The following is a 24,728-nucleotide window of genomic DNA, read 5'->3' as shown; positions in this document are numbered from 1 at the left end:
AAGCCTCGTCCGCCTAGTGATTTAAACGCGGCTTATTCTTTTCGATCCAAGGGATATAATCGGGAACATACATCGCTTTCACGATGCCGTGACAATAGGTCATCGCATCCGGACCGAAGGTGGTAGAGATCACTCCCGCCAACTGATATTCACCATTTACCTTGTAGAAAACAGGCCCTCCCGAGTCGCCCTCGCAAGCACCTCTGATTTCACCTTCCGTCAAATACATGGCTCCCTTTTCGCCTTTGTAATTCACTAAAACATTCTTAAGGCTTTTAGTTGTGGAGCGAAGGTAGCTCGCATCAATAGAAGTTTCAGAAGTTCGGCCGTATCCTGCCAAAGTCACTTCCTGTTCCGAAAGTTTCGCTTTTCCGTCATAGAGCGGAACCGGGACGTAGTCCTCTGGAACAGCTTTTTCTAATTTCAGCAGAGCCACATCGTTGAAGTGTTTATTTCCGTCATCTAAGTACTCTTCATGCAGAATCCAGTTGGTGACGGGGATCGAGTGGGTCACGCGGTCAAAGCCCGACTCCGGTGACATGTCGATGTGTGGAATGACGTAATATTTTTTAATCGCAGAGTTGATACAGTGAGCAGCCGTTAATACAACATCCTTATCAATCATCACGCCTGTGCAGTAACCGCGACCGCCCATTTGCGTTGTGCCTAAAATTAGAACAACTTTTTTAACCAGGATGTCATCGGCCCTTACTTTGTCTCCACCAACAATATTCGGGAAGCGATCGATGTTTTTGTAAGGCACAGAACTGCACGCGGCTAAGCTTGCGAAGAGAACTAATGCTAATAGTCGTGCTGATAATTTCATCAAATCACCTCTGAAGGACATTCCATTTATCGGAACAAGAGACGTTGTTTTGAAGTGATTAATTGTCCACAAGTCAGTTAGCGTTATCGCTCTGTGAATTCTTGACCCGTGTGCCGCCGCTAGTCACTCGGTCGCTTTTTTATGTACTAGACTTCGGTCGTGGGCTACGATTTTCGAGTTTAAAAGGTAACTATCGAGAAATCTTTGAGATTTTTGAAAATTGAGACCGTGAAAGGTCCCTCTCGGTTGGAGATTCGAACTTGATTAAGCTTCTGTGTACTTTGTTATTAGTTACTGCCACATCGACTTCGATGGCGGCTCCCAAGAAAAAAGCTCCCAAGAAAAATGGGGCGACGGCGTCTGCGCAAACTCAAGCGACATCTTCTGGTATCACCATTAAATCCATCGAAGTGGCAGGCAATCGTAAAATCGAAAAAGATGCGATCTTAACCAAGATCAATTCGAAAGCCGGGGCTGAGTATGATTCAGCAACTGTGCGTGCGGATGTGGAAGCACTTTTCAAACTTGGTTTTTTCAACAACATCGAAGTGGATCGTCAAGTCACAGGCAAAGAAGCCGTGTTGACGTATAAAGTTTTGGAAAAACCTTCCATCACTGAAATCACCTATGAAGGTAACAGCGAAATCAAGTCTGAGGACATCGCTGATGCCACAGGGATTAAGGCATATCAGCTTTTGAACATGTCCAAAGTTAAAGAAGCAGTCGAGAAAGTTCAAAAACTTTACGAAGATAAAGGCTTCTTCCTGGCTCGTGTTGAGGCCGAGGTGCAAAACATCACTCAAGATGAAACTGTGCGCCTGGTTTTCAAAATTCGCGAAAATGACAAGGTGAAAGTTCGCAAGGTCACATTCCTTGGAGCTAAAAATCTGACGGAGACGGAGCTTAAAAGTAAAATGATCACTCAAGAGGGTGGCTTTTTCTCGGCGATGTCAGGCTCGGGTCAATATAAGCAAGAAGCGTTCGATCGTGACGTTCAGATCATTCGTTTCATGTACTACAACCAAGGTTACGTGCAGGCAAAGGTCGATCGTCCTCAAGTGACAGTGACTCCGGATAAGAAAAACATCTACATCACTTTCCACGTGGAAGAGGGTGAGCAGTATTCAGTCGGCGACGTTGATTTTGCGGGCGATTTGCTTTTCCCAAAAGAAGAACTATACGAAGCCATCAAGATCGACAAGAACGGCGTTTTCTCTTACGAAGTTTTGCAAAAAGACATCAGCGAGTTGACAGCTAAGTACGGTGACTTGGGTTATGCGTTTGCCAATGTGATCCCGCGCACGCGGGCCAACGATAAAGAACGTAAGATGGACTTGGTTTTCGAGTTCGACAAAGGTTCCAAAGTTTACTTCGGTAAAATCAATGTTGTCGGGAACTCTAAAACTCGTGACAAAGTTGTGCGTCGTGAATTGAAAGTTCACGAAGGCGAGCTTTACAACGAAACTCGTCGTCGTCAGTCCTTGGAAAACATCCAACGTCTGGGCTTCTTTGAGGACGTAAACTTTAAAACATCTGTGGATCCGGAAAGAACAGATGTGATGAATGTCGATATCTCAGTAAAGGAACGTAATACGGGGCAAATCCAATTGGGTGCCGGTTACGGAACGTCTCAAGGTTTCACGTTACAAGGTTCGGTTCAGCAATCGAACTTCTTGGGTCGTGGTCAAAACCTGGGTGCGAATGTTAACTTAAGTGGAACAGGCAGCTACTATAGCTTGTCTTTCACAGAGCCGTACTTCAATGACACAGAGTGGTCTTTGGGCGGGGATGTCTATCGCAGTATGAATACGGGACGCGTGGACTATGACGAAAATCACACAGGTGTCTCGCTTCGTATGGGTCATCCCATCGCCGAATTCACTCGTGGTTTCTTGCGTGCAAAGTACGACAAGTCTGAGTTGACGGAGCGTAAGGATGCATCTGGTAAGGTGATCACGGACCAAGATTTGTTCCCGTTGGCGACAGCCTCTGGTGAAACGATTTCTTTGACGGGTACGTTGGAATACGACACTCGTAATGACCGCTTCTCTCCAACTAAAGGGATGTTCGCTTCCGCTTCCTATGAGTACGCGGGCTTTGGTCAGTTAAAGTACAACCGTGCAAGCACAAGATTTAACTACTTCAAAAATATCTTCTGGGATGTGGTTTGGAGAAATGATCTTCAGTATGCGCGCATCGATGGTCTTGATGGTCAGGATGTTCCATTCAATGAATTGTACTTACTGGGTGGACCTTACTCGCTACGTGGTTTCCGTTCTTACCGTGTTGGTAAAATGAAGAGATCTCAAAAAATTTATAATGATTTGACGAATCCAGCTGTGACTAATCCGCCACTATCTCCTGAGCAAGCAGAGATTCAGGCAATGCGTTTCTATGGTGGTACTCAACAGGCAATGGCCCGTACTGAATTGCAGTTCCCTTTGGTTAAAGATGCTGGCATCATGGGAGCAGGATTCTTTGACGTGGGTGCCGCTGACGACGTCTTGACGAGCGACAGCTGGTTTGCAGACGTGGGCTTCGGTCTTCGTTGGTACTCTCCGATCGGGGTGTTGAGATTCGAGTGGGGCTTCCCGCTGAACCGTGATCCGAATTACCACGATGCCTCGGTGTTCGAGTTCTCGATTGGTCCAAGTTTCTAATTTGATTTTGAATGTTTAAATTTTATGGAGGAATTTAAGATGAGAAGAATGATTATCGCAGCGACTGTGTTCATGATGACAGTGGCGGCCCAAGCAGCGGAAAACAGCAAAGTAGGCTTCGTAGACATGCAGAAAGCTATCCAAGCGACGACTGCAGGTAAAAAAGCTAAAACTGAACTTGAAACTGAGTTCAATAAAAAGAAAAAAGATCTTGAGAAAAAAGAAGCTGATCTGAAAAAGATGGGTGAAGATCTTGAAAAGAAAAAATCAGTTCTTTCTGAAGAAGCTCTTGGTAAAAAACAAGCAGAATTCCAGGAAGAAATGATCAAGTACCGTGATATCGTGGGCAAAAGCCAGATGGAAATTCAAAAGAAAGAGCGCGAGTTGACCGCTCCAATTTTGACTAAAATGAAAACGGTTATTGGTAAATTGGCAAAGGACAAAGGTTACACTTTGGTTCTTGAAAACAACCAAGGCGTTTTGTACTCCACTCCGGACTCTGACCTGACAGACGAAGTAATCAAGGCCTACGAGAAAGAAAAATAGTTTTGAAAACTCAAAGGGCCCTAACGGGGCCCTTTTTAAATTCAAGCATAGCAAAGTTGCATTTAGGATACAGTTTACATGGCAAATTATAAAGTCCACCCTACAAGCGTCCTTTCCCCAGATGTTGAATTAGCCGATGATGTTGAAATCGGTCCTTACTGCCTTATTCAAGGTAAAGTAAAAATCGGAAAAGGGACCTATGTAGAAGGTCACGTCACTTTGGGATCTCGCTACGGGATTTTGGAAATCGGTGAGAACAATCATTTCTGCCCAGGTGCCGTTATTGGTGGTGCTCCTCAAGACGTTTCTTATAAAAATGAACCGACATATCTTATCATCGGGAACAACAACATGTTCCGTGAATTCACGACAGTGAACTTAGCGACGTCTAAGGGCGATAAGAAAACTGAAATCGGAAACAATTGCTACTTCATGGCGTACACTCACGTGGGGCATGATTGCAAGTTGGGCAACAACGTTATCATGGCGAACAACACTCACTTGGGTGGTCACTGTGAAATTGCTGACGGTGTTTTCATCGGCGGTATGAGTGCCCTTAATCAATTTACTAAAGTCGGAAAAATGGCCTTCATCGCAGGCAGCAGTATCGTCAACAAAGACATTCTGCCGTTCTGTCGTGCTCAAGGGACTTACGCGACAATCCGTGCGACCAACAAAATCGGTCTGGCTCGTAAAGGTTACGACCGTGCTGAGATCACGAATGTGCATAAAGCGATTCGTATCTTGATCATGGGTTCCCACACTGTCGAAGAAGGCATCAAGCGTATTCAGGAAGAGTGCACGATGAGCCCAAACATTGAATATTTCATTAACTTTATCCGTTCTTCAAAACGCGGTATCGCGGTGAACAGAACTCCTAAAGGCTGGCAAGAAGATGAGTAAGAAATTGCGTGGCGCCGTGGTGGGCGTGGGTTATCTGGGTAACTTCCATGCTCAAAAGTATAAAAACAATCCCCATGTTGAACTCGTGGGAGTTTGTGATCATTTCCCGGCGCAAGCTGATAAAATCGCAGCGGAACTGGGTGTACGAAGTTTTCATCGTCCCCAAGATCTGATCGGTCAAATTGACTTGGTGACGATCGCAGCCAGCACGCAGAGTCACTACGAAGTGGCGAAATTGTTTTTGCAAAACGGTATACACGTTAACGTGGAAAAACCGATCACAGCCACGGTCCCTCAAGCTGAGGAATTGTTGGCACTCGCTCAAAAACACAAAGTGAAATTGGCGGTAGGGCATATCGAAAGATTTAATCCTTCCGTCAATGAACTTAAAAAACACATGAAGAATGTCAGCACGATTGAGCTGATCAGAACGGCGCCTTACAAAGCCCGCGGTGCTGATGTCAGCGTTCTTCACGATTTGGCGATCCATGATATGGATTTGCTGTACTGGTTGACGGGCAGTGAAGTGGAATCCTTCATCGCATCTGGAACCAAATTGGTTTCTCCAGAGCTGGATACTGCTTCCATGTCTTTCAAAATGAAAAATGGTACTCACGCGATCATCACCGTGAGCCGCGTGTCCCCGGTGGGTCAACGTTCTATTCGCGTGGTTCAAGACGATTGCATCATCTTTGCAAACACGGGCATCCATGAACTTGAAAAAGTTGAAAAAGGTGCTGGTGGGGATGAGCTGACAAAAGTGACGAAATGGACGGTTGAAAAAGCTGATGCTCTTCAAAAAGAAACTGACGCTTTCATTGACGCAGTTTTAAACGACAAGACTCCTGTAGTGACAGGACTTGATGGTTTGAAAGCTTTGCGTGCGATCGAAGACATTCAAAAAATGATTGGTAAATAGATGGATCAAGTATTGTTCGTGGCCGCCGAGGCCTCCAGTGTCACATATGCTCAAAGAATTCTTGAGACCTGGAAAAAGCAGGGTCGTAAGATCCATGCTTTTGGTGTCGGCAGTCAGGACATGGAAAACCTGGGGTTTGAACGCCTGGGTAAATCCGAAGAAATGGCCGTGGTGGGGGCTGCAGAAATTATTGCCGCCTACAAACCGTTGAAAGCCGTTTTCGACAGTTTGGTTCGAGAAGCTGAAAAACGCCGTCCTAAAGTGGCGGTGGTGATGGATTATCCGGAATTCAATTTGATGCTTGCTAAGAAATTGCACGCTTTGGGAATTCCGGTGGTTTATTATATTTCGCCGCAAGTATGGGCATGGCGCAAAGGCCGTGTGCATACGATCAAAAAATACTGCAAAAAAGTATTTGTGCTTTTTCCTTTCGAAGTGCCATTTTACGAGGAACACGGCGTTCCCGTGGATTTCGTGGGGCACCCGTTGTTGGATGAGTTGGATGAGCGCCTGATTGATGATCCGTCTTACTTAAAAATTCATCGCAATCAAGTCGGCATCCGCGATGACGAAATTGTTTTGGGATTGATGCCGGGCAGCCGTCGTTTGGAACTGAAACAACATTTCCAAATTCAGTTGGATGCAGCTCGAATTTTATCTAAAAAACATCCTAATTTGAAAATCGTGATTTTGACCGCTCCGACTTTCTCGAAAGAGAAAATGCAGGAGTATCTGGAAGACTTCCGTTTGCCATACATCCTTTTGAAGGATGAGCCTTTCCGCATGATCCACCTGGTGGATATGATGCTCGTGGCATCAGGGACGGCAACGTTGCAAGTGGGACTTCTGCAAAAACCAATGGTCATCATGTATAAAATGAAGTGGTTGACGGGAATCTTTGCCAAACTCTTGGTTCGCGGAACCAAGTACTATGGTTTGGTGAACTTGATCTTAGGTAAAGAAGCTGTGCCTGAAAGATTCCAAGGTGATGTGACGGCTGAAAACATGGCGGCTTTGTTGGATCGTTATATTACGGATGCCGCTTACAAAGCGTCGGTTAAAAAAGATCTTGCGTCTCTTCGCTCTCACTTGGGCGATAAAGGTGCCACAAGTCGCGTGGTCAAAGCATTGGATGAGTATCTGACAGTATGAAGCCTTATTTAAAACCACTTTCCTATCTTTACGAACGCGTCGTGAGTATTAAAAACTCAATGTACGATCGTGGAATGATTGGTGCTTACAAAGCGCCGGTGAAAGTGATCAGTATCGGGAATTTAACAGTGGGCGGGACGGGGAAAACTCCGATCACGGATTTCTGTTTAAAAGCCTTGGTGCGCGATGGGAAAAAGGTGGCGGTGGTCAGTCGTTCTTACCGTGCCGATGCCTCGGCTTCTGTTCGCGTGGATGTGACTCATCCCCATGCTGCCCGTTATTACGGTGATGAACCGGTATTGCTGGCGCAAGCAAATCCTGAAGTGACGGTATTCGTTGGCGACAGCAAATGGCGTACGGCGGAGTACTCCACCAGAAATCATGGTCCCTTTGATGTGATCGTCGTTGATGATGGTTTTCAGCATCGCAAACTTCACCGCGATTTTAATATCGTGATCCTGGATGCGACAGAGCCCTGGTCAAATTATCAAGTCGTACCCGAAGGACGTGGACGTGAATCCTGGGACGGTTTAAACCGTGCAGATTTAATTTTATTCACTAAGTGCAACCTGGCGGATGAACAAAGTTTGAAGCAGGTTCAAAGTCATTTACCTCCGGGTAAAGAGATTTTGTATTTTGGTTATGATATCGTCGATATCCATAATGGCGAGGTCACGGTTCCGACCGAGACATTGCGTGGAAAAAAATTGTTCCTGGTTTCCGCGATTGCTCGCCCGGATGTATTTGAAAAGATGATGCGTGCTTATGGTGAGATTTCGAAAAAAAGCCTGCACTATCGTGACCATCATCAATATTCAAATGAAGATGCGCAAAAGATTGCCGCTGAATTTGAAAAATCGGGTTGTGACTATCTGGTGACCACTTCTAAAGATGCCGTTAAACTGCGTCGACTTTTGCCGGATCCCAAGAAGTTGTGGAGCACCAATCTTCAGGTGGAAGAATTCGGAGACAAAGGACGTCTGCATGAGATTATTGGTCAGCTTTTTAGCTAAAATCGGAATCTTCTTTAGCAGTATTTTACCGCGTAAAATTCAAAGGCTTTCGGGTTCTTGGATTGGCTTTTTGTGGTGGGACGTATTTGGATTTCGCAAAAAGATCGTTCTAAGCAATCTACACATCGCCTATCCTGAATGGACGGATCAACAGCGCAAGAAAATCGGGCGCGAATCGGTCTATCAACTGGGTTATAACTTTGGAGAGTTCTTTTTCATCCCCAACATGAGTCGGCAGTGGGTGGATCAAAACGTCGTCTTTGAGGGGCTGGAAAATTATGAAAAAGCCAAAGCCTTGGGTAAAGGTTTCTTTTATCTGACTTTGCATCTGGGAAACGGGGATTTGGCGGCCAATGCCTTGTCCGTTATAGGTCAGGACATCAGTATCATCACTAAGCGATTTAAAACTCAGTGGTTTAATGACCTGTGGTTTTCGATTCGTGGTGCGGGGGGCGTGAAATACATCGACGCTCACGGACCGACCAATGCCTTTGATATTTTAAAAGCTCTGAAACGCAATTCTGGTTTGGTGTTTGTATTGGATCAATACATGGGAAAACCCTTCGGTGTGGCGACGACGTTTTTTGGAAAACGCACGGGCACGGCCTATGGTCTAGCTTTGTTTGCACAAAAAACCAAAGCGCCAGTTTTGCCTATTTACACCTATGAGGGAAATGACGGGAAAGTTCATGTCGTTATCGAGCCAGCTATGGACTTGAGCCCCTCAATCGTTGAAGATAAGGACCAGAGCATTGTGAATCTGACACAATCTTTTACAGATAAACTGGAAGAGATCGTGCGAAAACATCCCGAACAATGGATGTGGGTTCACAGACGATGGAAGGACTTTTAGTGAATAAGTGTTCGTTGCTTGCAGGCATTGCTGTTATTTCTCTTTTGACTGCGTGTTCGACTTCTTTTTTGAAGTACGAAAAGCAAGATCAATTAAAAAAGATCGACGAATTCGATAAAGCCGTAAAAATTGAAGAACCTTCGGCGCCAGCTGAAAATGGCGAGACGACTTCAGCCAAATCTGCAGAGTCCACAAAAGCTGGGTCAGCTCAACCTGTGAAAACTTCTAAAGACGGTAAAGCTGTCAAGGCCGCTGCGACGCCTGCACCGTTGATCAAAGATACAAAAAAGGCTCCCGCGAAAGCTAAAAAAGGTTCTAAGGGTGCGGCAGCAACGGCTGCGGCGACACCGGCAGAACCCACTCGTCGGCAACCCGAGATCGAAGACGATGCCGGTTTTAACGGTCGTCGCCCGGTGGTGGATCCATTCCGCGTAGGTGAAGAAGTCGTACACGACGTTTCCTACTTTAAAATGTCAGCGGGGGAGTTGCGCTTTAAAACTTTACCCATGGCGACGGTAAATGGGCGTAAATCCTATAAGCACAATATCGCGATTAAAACGATTTCTTTGTTCGCGTCGGTTTACACGGTGGAAGATAACGTCGATATCTTCATGGACTATGAAACTGTGACGCCGACGGTATTTGAACTTCACGTGAAAGAGTCCGGTCAGTTGCGCGAAGCTAAGATGCTTTTTGATAACGTAAAAAAGATGGCGACTTACTGGGAAAAGAAAGTCACTAAACAAGACGGCGAAGAAGAAAAAAGGGAACAGTGGGAGTTAGAAGAATACGCGCAGAACGTTTACAGCGCGATCTTTTACATGCGTATGTTCCAATGGGAAATCGGTAAAGAGTACGCGTTCCGCGTTTCTAATGATAAAGAAAACCTGGTTTTCTCGGGTAAAGCCATCCGCAAAGAAGTTTTGGATACAGAGCTAGGTCCGATGAAGGCCATCGTGATGCAGCCAAATATCACTCTTAAAGGAAAGTTTAAACCTATCGGTGAAAACTTGATCTGGCTATCCGATGACGAGCACAAGTACATCTTACGTATCGAAGCCAAAATCAAAATCGGGACCTTAGTTTCCCAAGTCGTTTCGATTAAACCCGGAAAAGCTCCTTAGAGCTTTTCCCAATAACGGGCAAAGCTCCTTAGAGCTTTTCCCCATAACAGGCAAAGCTCCCTAGAGCTTTTTCTTTTTTGAAGTAAGCTCCGTTAGATTATGAAACTACAAATCCGCAAAGCCCTGAAATCCGACGTTCCTACGATTTTAAATTTCATTAAATTGTTAGCAGAATACGAAAAGCTTTCTCACGAAGTGATCGCGACACCCGAACTTCTGCAGGAACAAATCTTTGGTGAGAAATCCCCGGTGCAAGTTTTGATTGCCGAGCTTGATAGCAAGCCCGTGGGTTTTGCATTGTATTTTTATAATTTCAGCACGTTCTTGGGTCGCAAAGGAATTTACCTGGAAGATCTTTTCGTACTGCCAGAGACCCGTGGGCAGGGTGTTGGGAAAAGCTTGCTGCAAGCTCTTGCTGCGCAAGCCGTAGCCGAAGGTTGCGGGCGTGTCGAATGGTCGGTGCTAGACTGGAATAAGCCTGCCATTGATTTCTATAAATCCATTGGTGCCGGTCCCATGGATGAATGGACTGTCTATCGCCTGACGGGGGAAAATCTAAAAGCCTTTGCCAGCGGAGCTAAGTAATCACTTCGCCTGTTGGTCGCGGGCAATACGTTGCGCAGCCAGAGTTTCGATCACTTTGGCTAAAACCAGATTCTGCGCCAGAGTTTTATAGAAGGCATTTTGTTCGATTTCTAAAAGGACCGTGTCTCGTTGTGTGGTCACGGTCGCTGTTCTGACACCACCCGAAACCAAGAGCGAAATTTCACCAAAACAAGTTCCCTGATTCAGGACGTTGATGTTCTGACCTTTTTGACTGATGACGACGGATCCTTGAATCACGATATAACAAGTGTTGCCGCTTTGGCCCTCGCGAAATAGAACTTGATTAGCCGGAGCCTGCACCAAGCGCCCTGTGAAAATCAAAGCATCCAAGCTGTCTGTGGGAAGATCTTTGAAAAAAGGCGATGACAATAATGCCTGCATCACCCAAAAACGATGTTGCAAGGCTTGGGCTTTATCAGACTTGATCAAATTATCGTATTCAGGAAGATGGTGAACCCGCAAAACCTCAGAGGAGCTATTCGTAATGACATCGGCATTGCGGGGTTGGTTTAGGAGAAAACCACGCTCACCAAACAAGGCTCCAGAACCTAATGTCGCTACCAGTTGCCTGCGGGTTTCTGAAATTACTTTATAGATCGACGCCTGACCTTTTAAGAGCACAAAAAGATCCCGGGAGTTTTGTCCCGAATGTGTAATGCGTATATTTTGTGGCACTGTAAACACTTCAGCTTTTTGCAAAAGGTACGAAGCGAGACTCGGCTCCAGCGAGCGAAAAAAGGGCAGAGTTGTCGGATCGGGTTTCACCTGACGACCACTCATCACATCGATCGAACTAAACACCAACGGAGAATCGTCAGAGTTTACTTTTTTAAAATAGTCGATGACGTTTTGATTTGAAATCAAACGTTCATGCACCAGAAACTGCAGCAGGCTGTAAAGCTCGCGAAAGCTGACCAGCCAACCTTGTCCCAGAAAAAACTGTACCAGGCCTTCAATGGAAGAACCTGATTTGAAAACTTCAAGGTAGGAAAACTGCAAAGTATTGAGCTCAAAGCTGCCCAAACCAGAGGGTAAAAATACAGTGCCGCCCCCAGCGTGTTTCTGAGTTTTAATCGGCTTAAGTTGAAGTGTTTCCCGTTCGATCTTCATTCCTTGGGCTTATCGGAAAAAAGCTGCTCGTTTTCGCCACGGCCTTGGTCCTGAATTTAAGCAGCCAGACCCTGGCATTCTGAGTGAGCGGGAAGGGATGCACTACAATAATGTCATGGCGCAAACAAATTGTCGGAACTTCTCTGGATACAAACCTTGTATGAAAAGTCAGACCTGTGACTCTCAGTGCGCTTCATTTGATGCACCTCGAATCTCAGTTCTCATCGTGCATTTAGGAGCTCTCGGTGCCGTGGTTCGCAGCACCAGTTTATTAAAAGCCATCAAACGTAAATATCCTTCCTCAATGTTGACGTGGGTGACCGATGCCCCAGCACATTTGCTTTTACAAAACCATCCTGTTATTGACCGCGTTCTGACGACCAAGGAATCAGACCTCCTGCAATTGGGAGCTTTGCAATTTGATGTGGCCTTGGTGATTGATAAATCATTAAAAGCGGTGGGCGTTTTACGACATACGCAAGTGGATCAGATCTATGGCTTCACTGCAAATCCCTTAAACGGAGCGATTGTGCCAGCGACTCCTGCGGCAGAAGAGTTGTGGGAGCTGGGTCTTAGTAATCAGAAAAAGTTTTTTGAAAACAAAAAACCTGAAACGCAATTGATGATTGAAGCGTTGGAGTTAGGTCCTTACAAAAGAGACGCCTATTGGTTGCCCCTGACGGAATCAGAAAATGCCGAGCTTCACTCTCGTCGTCAGAGTTTTCTGACGACCGGCAAAAAATGGGTTTTGGGTTTTAATACGGGTTGCAGCAACGTGATTGCAGCAAAAAAGTTGAGCGTGGATTTTCATCGCTTGATGATCACATCTTTGCAAAGCCGCTATCCCGAAGCACAGCTCGTATTGCTGGGGGGCCCCGAGGACACAGAGCGAAATGTTGAAATAGCGGAAGGTCTTTCTGTCATTTCCACGGCGACACAGAGTGGTCTGCGCGATGGTTTGGTGAGTGTCGCCGCTTGTGATGTGGTGATTACCGGTGACAGTTTGGGAATGCACATGGCCATTTCTCAAGGAAAACAGGTGGTCGCTTGGTTTGGTCCCACGTGTGCTCATGAAATAGATCTTTATGACCGGGGAGTGTCGATACTCTCGCAAAGCCCCTGCAGTCCTTGCTGGAAGAGGGCTTGTGAAAAAAGCATAATGTGCTACGATCAGGTCTCTTTGCAGGAGATCGTTCATGCCGTTGAATCTTGTCGTACAAACAGCCTTTCTGGGGGACTTGCTCTTGGCAATTCCGCTCCTAAAGCGCTGCCGTCAGATTTGGCCTGATCACAAGCTCGGACTTGTCTGTCGCAAGGGCTTTGGTGATTTCTTCTTAAAAACTCATCTGGTTGATCACATTTTTGAAATAAAAAAAGGTGATGCAAATACTTATAATCAAGCGTTATCGGAAATCAGCACTCATCAGGTGAATTATCTTTTATCTCCCCATGAATCTTTGCGTACGATTTTCTTTTGTCGCAAAATCAAGGCTCAGCAAAAAATCGGCTTTAAAAAATTCTGGAGCTTCCTGGCTTTTTCGCAAACGGTAAAAAAGCCTATGACTCTGCCAGATCCTTTGCGCCAGATGAGTCTGTTGCAAGTCGCGGATCCAAACCTGGGCGAGTTATTAGCTACCTATTCCCAATCAGAAAGGCCCTATACCCCTGACTATAAGGGCAAACTTTCAGCTCCGCCGGAGTGGGCCTCTATGAGTGCGCGAGCAGAAATTCTGAAATGCACCGAGGCTTATCGGGAGTTGGAAAAACGATATGATCTTAAAGGTGTAAATGAGGATCGCGCCGTCTTGATGTTCCCAGGCTCCGTGTGGGCCACGAAACGTTGGACCAAGGAGGGCTTTATCGAAACGGGCAAGGCCCTACAGTCCCAAGGCTATCAAGTTTATGTGATGGGTGGGCCGGGTGAAGAAAAGCTTGCCGAAGAAGTGTCGCAAGCAGTTACGGGCTCATTGTGTATTGCCGGTAAAACTTCAATTTTGGAATCGACTCAGATTATCGCGCGAGCCCGTTTGTTGGTTGGAAATGACAGTGCGGCTTCGCATATGGCGGCGGCTTGTGAGACACCGCTGATTTCTGTTTTTGGTCCAACCGTTTTAAGATTTGGATTTAGACCGTGGTCTGCCAGCACTTATATTGCGCAGAAAGAAAATCTGCCGTGCCGTCCCTGTGGCAAGCACGGGCACCAGACATGTCCGATTAAAACCCATGTTTGCATGACCCACCTGCCAGCAGAGCAGGTGGTGCAAAAAGCCGAATTTATTCTTCGTTCGTAAAATCTTTGACGTTGATTCCGTACTTACGGATTTTGCGCAGCAAAGTATTCTTAGGAATATTTGCTTGAGCCACCGTTTGATTGATACGGCCGTGATTTGCTTTCAAAGCACTTACAATAAATTCTTTTTCCATGCCTTCTTTGAATACGTCGAAATCAAGCGGACCATTATAGCCCACGTTCGCTGTTTTCTCTGGTGCTTCTTTCGGAGCCAGTTTCAAAGACTCTGGCAAAGATTCCAAAGTAATTTGCTGGGAGTTTTCCACGATGAACGCGCGTTCCACCACGTTTTCAAGTTCACGAATATTTCCTGGCCAACGGTAAGCCTTTAGCATTTCCAAAGCTTCGGCATCGATGCCATTGATCACGCGCGCATGCTGGCGAGAGAACTTTTTGATAAAGTGTTGTGCCAAAGCCAGGATGTCATCCGTACGTTCGCGCAAAGGTGGTAAAAAGATGGGCATAACATTCAAGCGATAGAACAAGTCTTCGCGGAATGTGCCATCCGCCATCATCTTTTCCAAGTTGCGGTTTGTTGCTGCGATAATGCGGGTGTTGGATTTTACCTCACGGTTGCTGCCGACCGGAGTGAATTTCTTTTCCTGAAGGACGCGCAAAAGTTTGACCTGCATATCCGGACGAAGTTCCCCGATTTCATCCAGGAACAAAGTACCGTTGTTGGCCATCTGGAATTTACCGATTTTACGTTCAATCGCGCCGGTGAAGGCACCTTTTTCATGACCGAACAGTTCGCTCTCCATCAGGTTTTCAGGAATCGCGCCACAGTTGATCGCAACAAAGCTTCCGGCTTTACGAGGGGAGTTAAAGTGGATCGCACGTGCCACCAATTCTTTACCTGTACCGTTTTCACCACGAATCAAAACTGTCGTATCGACTTTGCACAGACGATAAATCAGATTGAACACGTCTTTCATTTTTTGCGAAGAACCCACGAATTCAGATTCCACGTCGTCGTCAAAAATCGGATTCGACAAAGCTAAAGAAGAAACTAAATCGCGGGCTTCCTGGCTTTTGCGAACGATTTCAGTCAGCGTCTGAGGATTGACTGGTTTTTCAACATAGTCATAAGCGCCTTCTTTGATCGCCAAGACCGCATCGTGCAAATTGGAGTGAGCCGTCATCAAAACGACGAAAGTGCGCGGATCATGTTCCTTGATGGCCGTCAGGGCTTCAATACCATTCATTTCAGGCATCTTTACGTCCATCAAAACCAAGTCCCAGGACTGTTGTTTTACTTTTTCAAACGCTTCTTTACCCGTCGAAGCTTCGTCGATAACGAATTCGATCTCCGGCATCGTCGATTTAAGGATTGAGATAACGGAGCGACGCAATTCTGCTTCGTCGTCCACGATCAGGGTGTTCAATTGGTTGATCATAAGATCTCCTCGATTACATCTTCTGATTCAAGTGGCAGAGTGAAAGACACCGTGGTGCCTTGACCGACTTTGCTTTCCATCTCCACTTTACCGCCATGAAGTTCAATAAAATATTTAACTAAGTACAGACCCAAACCTGTTCCCTTGGTTTTCAGATCCTGATCACTCCCGCGAGTGAATTTGCCCCAGACTTTGTCCATGTCTTCAGGCTTAATACCATCACCGGTGTCTTTCACGATCACTTTGATGTCTTTTTCTGTTTCAGTTGACGTCACATCAATCAAGCCCTGCGAAGGCGTGTACTTGATGGCATTTTCAACCAGATTGATCACAACCTCTTTGATCAGGGTCGTATCAAATTCGACCGAGAACATGGGTTCCAGGTGAGTCTGAATACGAATGCCTTTTTCAAAAGCCAGGGGACGCAAGGTCACCAAGGCTTCTTCGATGACTTCGTTGATATCGGCTGCGTCCTTGTTGATTTTAAATTCACGGGATTCAACGCGCAGGACTTTTAAGATCGATTGAATATAACGATTCAGTTCATCCCCAAACATGCGCAGGGATTTTAAATCCGTTTGCAGCTCCTGATCCTGATTTTGCGTCAGCAATCGATCCACGATGGCCTGAATCTTTGCGATCGGCGTTTTTAAATCATGGGAAATGAGGCTGACGAAATTATTTTTAAGCTGCTCAAGCTCTGCCAGATATTGTTGTTCCTGTTGCAGGGCAAAGTTCTTTCGCTCGATTTTGGTCGCCTGATACCCGATAAAGATTGTCCACGTCGCCGCGAGCAAAACAAACGGTGCAAAAGCCGGGGACCAGAAATAAAAACTATCAAAGACCCAGGCTGAGAGAGCCGCAAGCAAAGTTGCAATCCACAGGATAAAGAACAGGGCCACGGACTGCGGATAAGTCAGGATGATGAATACGGCAAAGCCCATAAGGACAAAAAAGCCCACCGCATACCACCAGAAATTCAAACGCTTGATCCATTTTTCACCCAAAAGAGTGTCGGTCACATGAGCCATGATTTCGGAACGGGTTAAAGTTCCCAGTGGAGTCAGATAGACGGGAGTGGCGGAAGTTTCCGCACCAATCAAAATGATTTTGCCTTTAAACGTATCAGGTGGAAGCTCATCGTACAGGATTTCACTTAAACCATATTGAGTGAAATTATAAATCGATCCACGATAGTTGATCGGAAGACCTGCTTGGGTCGTTGGAAAGCGTTTGCCAGTGATCTTCTCAACCAGATGAGGCATCTCGGAGCGCAGCGGGAACATGCGACGAACAAGTCCATCTTCGTCACGGCGAACTTCATTTGAACCCAGGTTTGTATGCTCGCGGTTGCTAAAGGCCGGAGTTAAGACGCGCTCTAAAGAATTTGTCGTCGAGGCCCAGTAGACGCGCGGATCGAAAAAGTTTTTTTGTTCTTCGTTGTTCAAATGAACAGCGCCGATGTTGTCGCCAAAATAAAGAGTGACACCAATGGCACGGGGATCTTGTTTTAAAATCTTTGAAAGAAGCTGGTTCCAGATTTTCTTATTCCAGAAAAAGCTGTCCGTGATATCGGTCGCTTCATCCAAATCCATCAGGGAGGAAGCGCGATCGGTGTAAACGCCGACAAAGTCAGATTGACGGATGGTGATAAGAACGATTTGCGAAGAGACCTTTTGGTCGCCGCGCACTTGGAAACGCTGGTCGTAAGACGTGGTCTCGTCAGCGGAAAGAGCCAGGCACCCAATGGCCCAACACAAAAGGCAGCGAAGCAGAAAACCGCGGTGGCGCATAAAGTAGCGAAGCAGGACCTCGCTGCGATATAAAACGCGATTAAAATACTGTGAAAACGAACCTTTTTGCACGCGTCGCAACATAGCAAATTTATTAAAAATATCAACTACTAAAAGCCCTTACCGCCAGGCGCAGAATTAGGTATATTGAAAAATATGCATATCTATCAAGGCGTCGGGCAGATGAGCTCCGTTTTAGAGTCTTCTGTCGTCACAATTGGGAATTTTGACGGTGTCCATCTGGGACATCAGCAGCTTATTGAAACCGTCACTCGCGAGGCTCAACATTATGGCGTGCCTTCGGTGGTGTATACTTTCCATCCTCACCCTGTAAAAGTGCTGTTTCCAGAGCGCCAGACGCAAAGAATGTTCGATCTGCGTGACCAACAGGAACAGTTCGAAGCGAGAGGAATTGAGTGCGTGATTTTAGAGAATTTCACCAAGGAGTTTTCTCAAGTCACAGCTCAGGATTTCCTTCAAAATTATGTGATGAACAAGCTTCATCCAAAAACCTTGGTCGTGGGCCACGATTTTAATTTTGGCGCCAATCGCACAGGGAATATCTCTTTCCTGGAAGGATTCTGTGCTCAACAGGGGATTCGATTGATTGTCATTCCGCCATTTCAATTGGACGGTCAGGTTGTTTCCAGCACTCGCATCCGGGAAGCTTTGCAGGCCGGTGAAATTGAAAAAGCTCAAAAGCTTTTGGGACGCCCTTATTACTTGCGTGGCACCGTGGAAATAGGTTTTCAGCGCGGTCGCACAATCGGTGTGCCGACGGCTAATGTGCATCCTGACGTGGAGTTTGTTCCCCGTAAAGGTGTGTATTTCACTTATACCCGCATCAACGGTCACAACCATCCCTCGATAACTAATATCGGTGTGAATCCGACATTTCAGGAAGACAACAAGGGGCCGGTAAAAATTGAAAGTCATATTTTCGATTTGGAGGCCCAGCTTTATGGTGTTGAAGTCGAAGTCGAACTTTTGCACTTTCAGCGCGACGAAATGAAGTTTTCTGGAATTGATACTTTAAAACAGCAAATCTACAACGACATGGCAGCGGCCCGAAAGTTCTTCAATGAGTAAAATTCTTGAGTTCCGCGAGGGAAAATCCAGCATGTTGTTTCGTTTCCTGCAGTTTGTTGTGGGAAAAAAGCCAGATCTTTTTCAGCTTGAACAACATCAGGCCTACTCCGCAGAACTTTTGATGGACGCTCATGCTGCATTTTTCTCTTTTGAACAAGCTCGTTTGCTTTATCCATCTTTGCAGATCTTACCAGCGCAAGTGCGCATGCTGGAATGTTTTGATTTTTATTTTCCGGAAGACGGGAAGTGGTATCCGCGCTTGCTATATTATGAAGCGATCCACCGTGTCCTGGTTGAGCGTGCGCGGGATTTAAATATTCGTGTGCCAGCCTTTGTGGTGGGTGAGGGTGAGTGTTTAAGAATTGCAGCCGCGGTTTGTACAGAACTGGGTTTTTCTGAAATCTATTTGATTGGTGAAGATACCATGCAGTTGCACCGCGAAGCTCGCATTCTTTCTCGCGGAAATCTGGGGATCAAATTTAAGGTGTTGCCGATTGAGGAGCTGACGATTCAAGCGGTCAGTGCATCTTTGATCATCAACACGGTTCATCTGAAACACGAAAGCGAACTGTTAAAAGACTTGTCCTATTTTAACTTCATGAATACCGGCGGGTATGCTTTCGATTGCAATCTTGGCAATTTGCACAGCGAGCTTATGGAAGAGGCGGAACGTGCTGAACTCAAGGTTCTGCAACCCTCAGATTTGTTGCAGGCTTTGGTCGAGATAGTTTTCGAAAAACTTAAACAAAGCGAACTTCTTGCGCGTCCCGACCTTACGGAATGGGTGAGAGAGTTCAAGGAGCAAAACTCTTCTTCCGTCTAGTTACAAAAAACGGCACCCTGGTATAAAGTTATATTTGGGGAGCCACAATGTCTTCGATCAAAATTGGCGAAATATTAGTTAAGCAGGGTCTGCTCAAGCCGGACCAATTAGCTCATGCTGTTGAAGAACAAAAAAAGTCAGGCGCACGTCTGACCGGTGTCATCGCTCAACTTGGATATCTCAAAGAAAATCAAATTCTTCGCGCCATGGAAAAGCACTATGCGGTTCCAGGGGTGGAAGTTTCATCATTTGAAATTGATCCCACCGTTATTGCACTGATTCCGCGTGATGTCTGCGATCGTAATCAATTGATTCCATTGCAAAAAGCGGGATCGACACTCGTCGTAGCCTTCGCAGATCCAAGCAATATCATGGTGAAGGAAGACTTGCGCTTCATCACGCGTTGTAAAATTCAAGCGGTCGTTGCGACTGAAACTGCCATCGCTGCAAGTATCGAGAAGTACTACGGCGGTAACATCAACGTTAAGAACTTGAATACCATGGCTGAAGCCATGGAGGAAGAGTACGCAGCGAATGCGACTGCGACCGAAGTCATCGACTCGGATGCGGGTGGGGATGAAGCTCCAATCGTAAAATTCGTGAATCAGATTTTGGGTGAAGCGATCATCAAAAAGGTATCCGATATACATTTCGAACCTTATGAAAAAAGATTCCGTGTGCGCTTTCGTATCGACGGTAATTTGATTGAAGCGACGCAGCCTCCGCAAGGAACGGGCGCCGCCATTGCCTCCCGTATCAAGATCATGTCGAAACTCGATATCGCCGAAAAACGTCGTCCCCAAGACGGTCGTCTGAAAGTTCGCACCAAAAAAGGTCGCGAGATGGATTTCCGTGTTAGCGTTCTGCCAACTATTTGGGGCGAAAAAGTCGTTATGCGTTTGCTCGATAAATCCAATCTTCAGTTGGACATGACCAAGCTTGGTTTCGAGGAAGATGACTTAAAACTTTTCAAATCCATGATCAATCTTCCCCAAGGAATGGTGTTGATCACGGGACCTACAGGTTCTGGTAAAACCACTACAATTTATTCTGCCTTGGCAGAGCTCAACAAACCTGACGTGAATATTTCCACCGCAGAAGATCCGGTGGAGTTCAATTTGGAAGGTATTAATCAGGTTCAAATGAATCCTGATATCGATTTGAATTTCTCGAGTGCTTTGAAATCATTCCTTCGTCAAGACCCGGATATCGTGATGGTGGGGGAGATTCGTGACCTGGAAACGGCAGAGATCGCCTTTAAAGCGGCCTCCACAGGTCACTTGGTTGTAAGTACTCTGCATACCAACGATGCTCCCGGTACGGTTATTCGTTTAACGGAAATGGGTGTCGCCAACTATATCATCACGTCTTGTGTGAACTTGGTTGTGGCTCAGCGTCTGGTTGGTAAAAACTGTGAATCTTGTAAAGTGCCCATCGAAGTTCCTGCGCAAACGCTATTGAACCTAGGCGTGCCGCAGGCGGAAATTGGCGACTATAAACTGATGCGTGGAAAGGGTTGTTCGAACTGTAACAACTCCGGCATCAAAGGCCGTCTGGCCGTATACGAGTTGCTGGCGATGACTGAAAAAATGAAGGAAGCGATTCTTAAGAATGCTTCCACGGGGCAGCTTCGTTTCTTGGCTCGTGAGCAAGGAATGAAAACTCTCCGCCGTTCTGCTTTGTTAAAATTAAAAAGAGGCCAAACAACGATTGAAGAAGTCTTGAATGCATCTGTGAAGGACACATAATGAGTTTGACAGAATTATTAATGCAAGCGAAGGCTAAAAAATCTCAAGAGTTCCTATTTGTCGTGGGCAGTGAGCCCCGTGCTCGCAGCATGACGGGTTGGGAGAGCTTGCGAGCTTCTCCGGGATTGATGACGGAATGGAAGCTTTTGCAACAAAGCTTCCTCGATGATCAGCAAAAAGCGATGCTTGAAACCACGGGCGTCGTGGTCGGTGAAACCGCTCTTGAAAACACTCGTATCGGTTTTTCATTTTTTCAACACGAAAGTACAATGAAGGCAATTATCGATTTGGATCTTGATGGCTCCAGATTTGATATGCCACTTCCGGGCAGTTACATAGAAACGTGTCTGCGCATGAAAGGTCTTGTGATCGTTTCAGGTGCGGGGGAGTCAGGTCAGACGGGGACTCTTTATAAAACAATGCAAAAGATGGGCGAAGAAAAATCGTTCATGGGCGTGGTTTTTTCAACTAAACCTTTCCCGCAAGTGCGTGAAGCCAAATCCTGCTTTCTTTATCACAACGGCATTTTCGCAAGCAAAGACGAACGTGACAGTTTGTTAAATGGTGTGGATGTTGTGGTTTATGATGGCGCCTCTGACGATGCGAGCTTCCTGGAAGCCATGGCTTTGGCAGAGCGCGGTGTTTTCGTGATTTATTCTATGCGTGCTCCTTCTTTGATGAATGCTCTTCGTCGTTGTTTATCCGTGATGACGGATCGTTTTGGTCAGCATGGTTCTTCGCGTTTTGCAGAAGTTTTCTCGATGGGGCTTGGTCAGTATGCGATGGCGGGACTGGGTAACGATCGCGTGTTTGCGCATGAATTGCTTTTGGTGAAGCCACAAATTCGTGAGTTCATAGAGCGTCAGGAAATGACTTCGTTGCAAGCGGTGCTGACAACAGCTCCAGAACACTCTGGCATTTTGACTTTGAATCAATCATTACTTCAGCATTTGATCCGCCGTCGTGTGGATTTGAAAACCGCTTTTGAAACGTCTCGTGATCCAGACAATCTAGATCAGCTGCTTAAAAAGGTGGGCATCTAGATGGCTAAGTTTCAATACCAGGCTCGCGCCGCCACTGGAAATATAGTTCAGGGTGAAATTGAAGCTGCGACTCAACAAGAGGCGATCATTCGCCTGCGTGCGCAGCAGTTGATGCCGACGAAACTGGTAGCGATGGCCCGTGCCACGGGTAAAAAAGCGAGCACTCCAGCACCCATGTTTGGCGGCCGGGTCAAGGGTAAAGATCTTCAGATCTTCACTCGTCAGTTTGCGACTTTGATTAACGCCGGTATCCCGGTGGTGGATTGCTTGAAAATTCTTTCCGAAGGTTTGCGCCCGGGCCCTTTACGTGAAGCGGCGGGTACCGTGAAATCTTCGATTGAAAGCGGTCGTCGTCTGGCAGACTCCATGGGGCAAGTGCCTTTGGTCTTTGATAAATTGTATGTGAATATGATCCAAGCCGGGGAAGAAGCCGGTATCTTGGATGGTATCTTGAATCGTCTGGCTCTCTATATGGAGAAATCAGAAAAACTAAAAAGTCAGGTGAAGGGTGCCCTCGTGTATCCCGCCGTGATTCTGGTCGTCGCCTTTGCGGTTATCACCGGTATCCTGGTTTTCATCCTTCCAAAATTCATGGAGTTTTTTAACTCTGCCGGTAAAGAACCACCTGCACTGACTCAAATGGTTATCGCGCTTTCTAATTCCATGATTCATAAATGGTATTTGTATCTGTTTGCGGTCGTGGGAATTCCTTTCGCAATTCTTCAGTACTACCGTACCGATGAAGGCCGCGACACCATGGACCGACTTTTCTTTAACGTCCCGGTATTCGGTGAGGTTATTCAAAAATCCGCGATCGCACGTTTGACTCGTACTTTGTCGACGCTGTTGTCTTCAGGTGTGGGCTTGATTGAAGCGATCGACATTTCGGCAAAAACCGCAGGTAATATCGTGATCGAGCAAGCTTTGCTTCGTTGTAAAGCCTCAGTCACGGAAGGTCGTACTTTCGCTTCTCCTCTGTTAAAGGAAAAAGTTTTCCCAGAGATGGTTGTGCAGATGATCTCGATCGGTGAGCAGTCTGGTACGATGGATATCATGCTTGGTAAGATTGCCGATTTCTATGAAGACGAAGTTGAAACAGCAGTGAAAGCGATGACATCCTTGCTTGAGCCATTAATGATGGTGTTCCTGGGTGGTATCATCGCGATCCTGGTTATCGCCATGTATCTTCCGATCTTCTCTATGGCAGACGTTGTCGGCGGGGGCTAATGCGCTTAAGTTACGCCCTTCAGAATAATAAAAATCAAGGACTGACTGTCGAGTTTGCTCGGGTCAGTCTTTTTGTCATTGTTCTATTGGTCAGTGTTATTTCCACGATGACTCAAGGAAGCTTTGTGAACTGGTCGGTGCAAGCGCCGTTTTATCTGGTTCTGACTTTGGCATTGGGGCTGCATGTGGTGTGGATTTCCGAATGGGATCAGCTGCTGCAACATCCGAAGGCCTTATTCTTTGGTTTCGTTCTGGATTCCGTTTTCATTTCTTTATTGATTTACTATTTTGGTTTGAATCAATCGCTGTTCTTGTTCTTGCACTTGGTAAATATCCTGCTTGCCGGGATCGCGTGCCGGGGAGTGGGTGCTTTAACGCTCGCTCTGTTCACCAGCATCACTTTCACGATTGCCGCTCTCTTTTCGCCCGAGATGAAGGCGCTGAATTTCTTTTTCCTCTTAGCTCTGAATAACATTGCATTCTTCTCTGTTGCAGGTCTTTCCGGCTATTTAAGTGAACAGCTGCAATCGGTTGGCAAAGAGCTTAAGAAAACTGGCTTAAGTCTTCGCTCCGCTCAAGAGCTAAATCAATTCATTATGGAGAATATTCCTTCGGGAATGTTATCTTTCACATCCGACGGTCAGGTTCTAACAGCGAATAATTCAGCTTTGGAAATTCTGGGTAAAACGGCTCCTTCCGAAATCAACTGGTACCGGGTTTTTCCAGAAACAGAGCGCGCGGCGGATAATTTCCGTGGCGATTTAAAGTACGTCGAAAGCAGTGATCAAAGTGCTAAAATTTTGGGTGTGACTCTTTCGAAAGTGTACAGCCCTGATTTGCAAGCCCCTCTTTCCATTGCCTTGATTGATGATTTAACCAAAGTTCGTCAGTTGGAATTTGCAGCACGCCAGAATGAAAAACTGGCGGCGGTGGGTGGTTTAGCAGCGGGTATTGCCCATGAAATCCGCAATCCTTTGGCGGGTATCAGTGGTAGTATCGAGATGCTGACTCAAACCGTGACGAACGATGATGATCGCAAATTGATGAAAATCGTTTTGCGAGAAATCGATCGCCTGAATAACTTGATCACTGAGTTTTTGGAATATGCGCGCCCTGAAAAGCCACCGACAGATGTTGTGGACATGGCGTTTTTGTTGAATGAAGTCTTTGATGCTATAAAAACAGACACGAAAGTGCGTGCCGATGTTCAGCAGATCCGCGAAATCGGAGCGGACCTCAGAATTCTGGGTCATAAAGACAAACTGAAACAGGTCTTCTTAAACATCGTTTTGAATTCGTACCAAGCGATGCAGGATTCTGCACAAGCCCAACTCACTGTGAAAGCAGTTGCGAATGAAAAATCCATCGTGGTGAGCATTCGCGATACCGGTTGTGGAATGAGTGAAGCCACTCGTAAGAAAATGTTTGAACCTTTCCATACGACGAAGCCCAAGGGCACAGGCCTTGGTCTAGCTGTGACTCATAAAATTTTAGAAGGTCACAGTGCTCAAGTCTTCGTTGAGAGTGAGCAGGGTGTAGGTACAGAGTTTGTTTTGACTTTCCCGAAAGCAAACTAAAGAATAGGTAATATATCACAGGATGTGGG

Annotated in this window: 21 protein-coding genes; 17 read left to right on the top strand and 4 right to left on the bottom strand. The window is 46.2% G+C overall.

Features of this window, described 5'->3' with window-relative positions; translation table 11 throughout:
* Positions 1–13 precede the first annotated feature (13 nt).
* Positions 14–826 carry a S1 family peptidase gene (locus ACLSU7_RS04650; protein ID WP_413294394.1) on the bottom strand — a complete coding sequence of 271 codons (813 nt, stop codon included), beginning with the start codon at positions 824–826 and terminating at the stop codon, positions 14–16.
* A gap of 260 nt (positions 827–1,086) precedes the next feature.
* On the opposite strand from ACLSU7_RS04650, the gene bamA reads away from it, so the two are divergent.
* The 9 genes from bamA (at position 1,087) to ACLSU7_RS04605 (ending at position 10,581) form a co-directional block, all read left to right on the top strand.
* Positions 1,087–3,486: an outer membrane protein assembly factor BamA gene (bamA, locus tag ACLSU7_RS04645; RefSeq protein ID WP_413294393.1), complete on the top strand. Its 2,400-nt coding sequence runs from the start codon at positions 1,087–1,089 to the stop codon at positions 3,484–3,486.
* Between the two features lie 39 nt (positions 3,487–3,525).
* Entirely contained in the window at positions 3,526–4,032 is a 507-nt protein-coding gene (locus ACLSU7_RS04640) for an OmpH family outer membrane protein (RefSeq protein WP_413294392.1), read from the top strand.
* A 78-nt stretch (positions 4,033–4,110) separates the two neighbouring features.
* Positions 4,111–4,935 carry an acyl-ACP--UDP-N-acetylglucosamine O-acyltransferase gene (gene lpxA, locus ACLSU7_RS04635; RefSeq protein ID WP_142699832.1) on the top strand — a complete coding sequence of 275 codons (825 nt, stop codon included), beginning with the start codon at positions 4,111–4,113 and terminating at the stop codon, positions 4,933–4,935.
* On the top strand, positions 4,928–5,854 hold the full coding sequence (locus ACLSU7_RS04630) for a Gfo/Idh/MocA family protein (protein ID WP_413294391.1): 927 nt from the start codon (positions 4,928–4,930) through the stop codon (positions 5,852–5,854). The genes lpxA and ACLSU7_RS04630 overlap by 8 nt, the downstream gene beginning before the upstream one ends.
* Positions 5,855–7,006, top strand: a complete 1,152-nt coding sequence (gene lpxB / locus ACLSU7_RS04625; protein WP_413294390.1) for a lipid-A-disaccharide synthase — start codon at positions 5,855–5,857, stop codon at positions 7,004–7,006. It begins immediately after the preceding gene.
* Positions 7,003–8,019 (top strand): tetraacyldisaccharide 4'-kinase, encoded by a 1,017-nt coding sequence (gene lpxK / locus ACLSU7_RS04620; protein ID WP_413294389.1) that lies wholly within the window; start codon positions 7,003–7,005, stop codon positions 8,017–8,019. The genes lpxB and lpxK overlap by 4 nt, the downstream gene beginning before the upstream one ends.
* Positions 7,991–8,872 carry a lysophospholipid acyltransferase family protein gene (locus ACLSU7_RS04615; protein ID WP_413294388.1) on the top strand — a complete coding sequence of 294 codons (882 nt, stop codon included), beginning with the start codon at positions 7,991–7,993 and terminating at the stop codon, positions 8,870–8,872. The genes lpxK and ACLSU7_RS04615 overlap by 29 nt, the downstream gene beginning before the upstream one ends.
* Entirely contained in the window at positions 8,872–9,996 is a 1,125-nt protein-coding gene (locus ACLSU7_RS04610) for a DUF3108 domain-containing protein (RefSeq protein ID WP_413294387.1), read from the top strand. The genes ACLSU7_RS04615 and ACLSU7_RS04610 overlap by 1 nt, the downstream gene beginning before the upstream one ends.
* Positions 9,997–10,095: 99 nt before the next feature.
* Positions 10,096–10,581 (top strand): N-acetyltransferase family protein, encoded by a 486-nt coding sequence (locus tag ACLSU7_RS04605; RefSeq protein ID WP_413294386.1) that lies wholly within the window; start codon positions 10,096–10,098, stop codon positions 10,579–10,581.
* Here the strand turns inward: ACLSU7_RS04605 and ACLSU7_RS04600 are convergent, their stop codons facing one another.
* Complete coding sequence (locus tag ACLSU7_RS04600; protein WP_413294385.1) at positions 10,582–11,712, bottom strand: cyclic nucleotide-binding domain-containing protein; 1,131 nt, start codon at positions 11,710–11,712, stop codon at positions 10,582–10,584.
* 160 nt (positions 11,713–11,872) lie between these two features.
* Here ACLSU7_RS04600 and ACLSU7_RS04595 point away from each other — a divergent pair, with 160 nt between their 5' ends.
* Together ACLSU7_RS04595 and ACLSU7_RS04590 are read left to right on the top strand one after the other, a co-directional pair.
* Complete coding sequence (locus ACLSU7_RS04595; RefSeq protein ID WP_413294384.1) at positions 11,873–13,000, top strand: glycosyltransferase family 9 protein; 1,128 nt, start codon at positions 11,873–11,875, stop codon at positions 12,998–13,000.
* Positions 12,909–14,003: a glycosyltransferase family 9 protein gene (locus ACLSU7_RS04590; RefSeq protein WP_413294383.1), complete on the top strand. Its 1,095-nt coding sequence runs from the start codon at positions 12,909–12,911 to the stop codon at positions 14,001–14,003. The genes ACLSU7_RS04595 and ACLSU7_RS04590 overlap by 92 nt, the downstream gene beginning before the upstream one ends.
* Here the strand turns inward: ACLSU7_RS04590 and ACLSU7_RS04585 are convergent.
* Both ACLSU7_RS04585 and ACLSU7_RS04580 read right to left on the bottom strand, forming a co-directional pair.
* A complete protein-coding gene (locus ACLSU7_RS04585) occupies positions 13,987–15,399 on the bottom strand; it encodes a sigma-54-dependent transcriptional regulator (protein ID WP_413294382.1) in 1,413 nt (470 codons plus the stop codon). The genes ACLSU7_RS04590 and ACLSU7_RS04585 overlap by 17 nt on opposite strands.
* On the bottom strand, positions 15,396–17,276 hold the full coding sequence (locus ACLSU7_RS04580; protein ID WP_413294381.1) for an ATP-binding protein: 1,881 nt from the start codon (positions 17,274–17,276) through the stop codon (positions 15,396–15,398). Before ACLSU7_RS04580 ends, ACLSU7_RS04585 begins: the two co-directional genes overlap by 4 nt.
* A 72-nt stretch (positions 17,277–17,348) precedes the next feature.
* Between ACLSU7_RS04580 and ACLSU7_RS04575 the strand changes: the two genes are divergently transcribed.
* Genes ACLSU7_RS04575 through ACLSU7_RS04550 form a run of 6 tightly spaced genes read left to right on the top strand, consistent with a single transcriptional unit; the run spans position 17,349 to position 24,699 of the window.
* Entirely contained in the window at positions 17,349–18,281 is a 933-nt protein-coding gene (locus tag ACLSU7_RS04575) for a bifunctional riboflavin kinase/FAD synthetase (protein ID WP_413294380.1), read from the top strand.
* The gene (locus tag ACLSU7_RS04570) at positions 18,274–19,104 is read left to right on the top strand and encodes a hypothetical protein (protein WP_413294379.1); all 831 of its coding nucleotides are present in this window, start codon (positions 18,274–18,276) and stop codon (positions 19,102–19,104) included. The genes ACLSU7_RS04575 and ACLSU7_RS04570 overlap by 8 nt, the downstream gene beginning before the upstream one ends.
* A gap of 47 nt (positions 19,105–19,151) precedes the next feature.
* Positions 19,152–20,852 (top strand): type IV-A pilus assembly ATPase PilB, encoded by a 1,701-nt coding sequence (pilB, locus tag ACLSU7_RS04565; protein ID WP_413294378.1) that lies wholly within the window; start codon positions 19,152–19,154, stop codon positions 20,850–20,852.
* Positions 20,852–21,895: a twitching motility protein PilT gene (locus tag ACLSU7_RS04560; RefSeq protein WP_413294377.1), complete on the top strand. Its 1,044-nt coding sequence runs from the start codon at positions 20,852–20,854 to the stop codon at positions 21,893–21,895. The genes pilB and ACLSU7_RS04560 overlap by 1 nt, the downstream gene beginning before the upstream one ends.
* A complete protein-coding gene (locus ACLSU7_RS04555; RefSeq protein WP_181606896.1) occupies positions 21,896–23,122 on the top strand; it encodes a type II secretion system F family protein in 1,227 nt (408 codons plus the stop codon).
* Entirely contained in the window at positions 23,122–24,699 is a 1,578-nt protein-coding gene (locus ACLSU7_RS04550) for a two-component system sensor histidine kinase NtrB (RefSeq protein WP_413294376.1), read from the top strand. The genes ACLSU7_RS04555 and ACLSU7_RS04550 overlap by 1 nt, the downstream gene beginning before the upstream one ends.
* Positions 24,700–24,728 lie beyond the last annotated feature (29 nt).

This window comes from Bdellovibrio sp. HCB185ZH (assembly GCF_047302455.1).
Taxonomy (GTDB): domain Bacteria; phylum Bdellovibrionota; class Bdellovibrionia; order Bdellovibrionales; family Bdellovibrionaceae; genus Bdellovibrio.
The sequence above is the reverse complement of the archived record's forward strand: the minus strand, read 5'-3'. Positions and strand labels throughout refer to the sequence as shown.

Excerpts from the sequence above, each read along its gene's own strand:
- ACLSU7_RS04650 (WP_413294394.1), bottom strand. The coding sequence starts at position 826 with ATGAAATTATCAGCACGACTATTAGCATTAGTTCTCTTCGCAAGCTTA.
- ACLSU7_RS04640 (WP_413294392.1), top strand. The coding sequence starts at position 3,526 with ATGAGAAGAATGATTATCGCAGCGACTGTGTTCATGATGACAGTGGCG.
- lpxA (WP_142699832.1), top strand. The coding sequence starts at position 4,111 with ATGGCAAATTATAAAGTCCACCCTACAAGCGTCCTTTCCCCAGATGTT.
- ACLSU7_RS04630 (WP_413294391.1), top strand. The coding sequence starts at position 4,928 with ATGAGTAAGAAATTGCGTGGCGCCGTGGTGGGCGTGGGTTATCTGGGT.
- lpxB (WP_413294390.1), top strand. The coding sequence starts at position 5,855 with ATGGATCAAGTATTGTTCGTGGCCGCCGAGGCCTCCAGTGTCACATAT.
- lpxK (WP_413294389.1), top strand. The coding sequence starts at position 7,003 with ATGAAGCCTTATTTAAAACCACTTTCCTATCTTTACGAACGCGTCGTG.
- ACLSU7_RS04615 (WP_413294388.1), top strand. The coding sequence starts at position 7,991 with ATGAGATTATTGGTCAGCTTTTTAGCTAAAATCGGAATCTTCTTTAGC.
- ACLSU7_RS04605 (WP_413294386.1), top strand. The coding sequence starts at position 10,096 with ATGAAACTACAAATCCGCAAAGCCCTGAAATCCGACGTTCCTACGATT.
- ACLSU7_RS04600 (WP_413294385.1), bottom strand. The coding sequence starts at position 11,712 with ATGAAGATCGAACGGGAAACACTTCAACTTAAGCCGATTAAAACTCAG.
- ACLSU7_RS04595 (WP_413294384.1), top strand. The coding sequence starts at position 11,873 with ATGAAAAGTCAGACCTGTGACTCTCAGTGCGCTTCATTTGATGCACCT.
- ACLSU7_RS04590 (WP_413294383.1), top strand. The coding sequence starts at position 12,909 with ATGCCGTTGAATCTTGTCGTACAAACAGCCTTTCTGGGGGACTTGCTC.
- ACLSU7_RS04585 (WP_413294382.1), bottom strand. The coding sequence starts at position 15,399 with ATGATCAACCAATTGAACACCCTGATCGTGGACGACGAAGCAGAATTG.
- ACLSU7_RS04580 (WP_413294381.1), bottom strand. The coding sequence starts at position 17,276 with ATGTTGCGACGCGTGCAAAAAGGTTCGTTTTCACAGTATTTTAATCGC.
- ACLSU7_RS04575 (WP_413294380.1), top strand. The coding sequence starts at position 17,349 with ATGCATATCTATCAAGGCGTCGGGCAGATGAGCTCCGTTTTAGAGTCT.
- ACLSU7_RS04570 (WP_413294379.1), top strand. The coding sequence starts at position 18,274 with ATGAGTAAAATTCTTGAGTTCCGCGAGGGAAAATCCAGCATGTTGTTT.
- pilB (WP_413294378.1), top strand. The coding sequence starts at position 19,152 with ATGTCTTCGATCAAAATTGGCGAAATATTAGTTAAGCAGGGTCTGCTC.
- ACLSU7_RS04560 (WP_413294377.1), top strand. The coding sequence starts at position 20,852 with ATGAGTTTGACAGAATTATTAATGCAAGCGAAGGCTAAAAAATCTCAA.
- ACLSU7_RS04555 (WP_181606896.1), top strand. The coding sequence starts at position 21,896 with ATGGCTAAGTTTCAATACCAGGCTCGCGCCGCCACTGGAAATATAGTT.
- ACLSU7_RS04550 (WP_413294376.1), top strand. The coding sequence starts at position 23,122 with ATGCGCTTAAGTTACGCCCTTCAGAATAATAAAAATCAAGGACTGACT.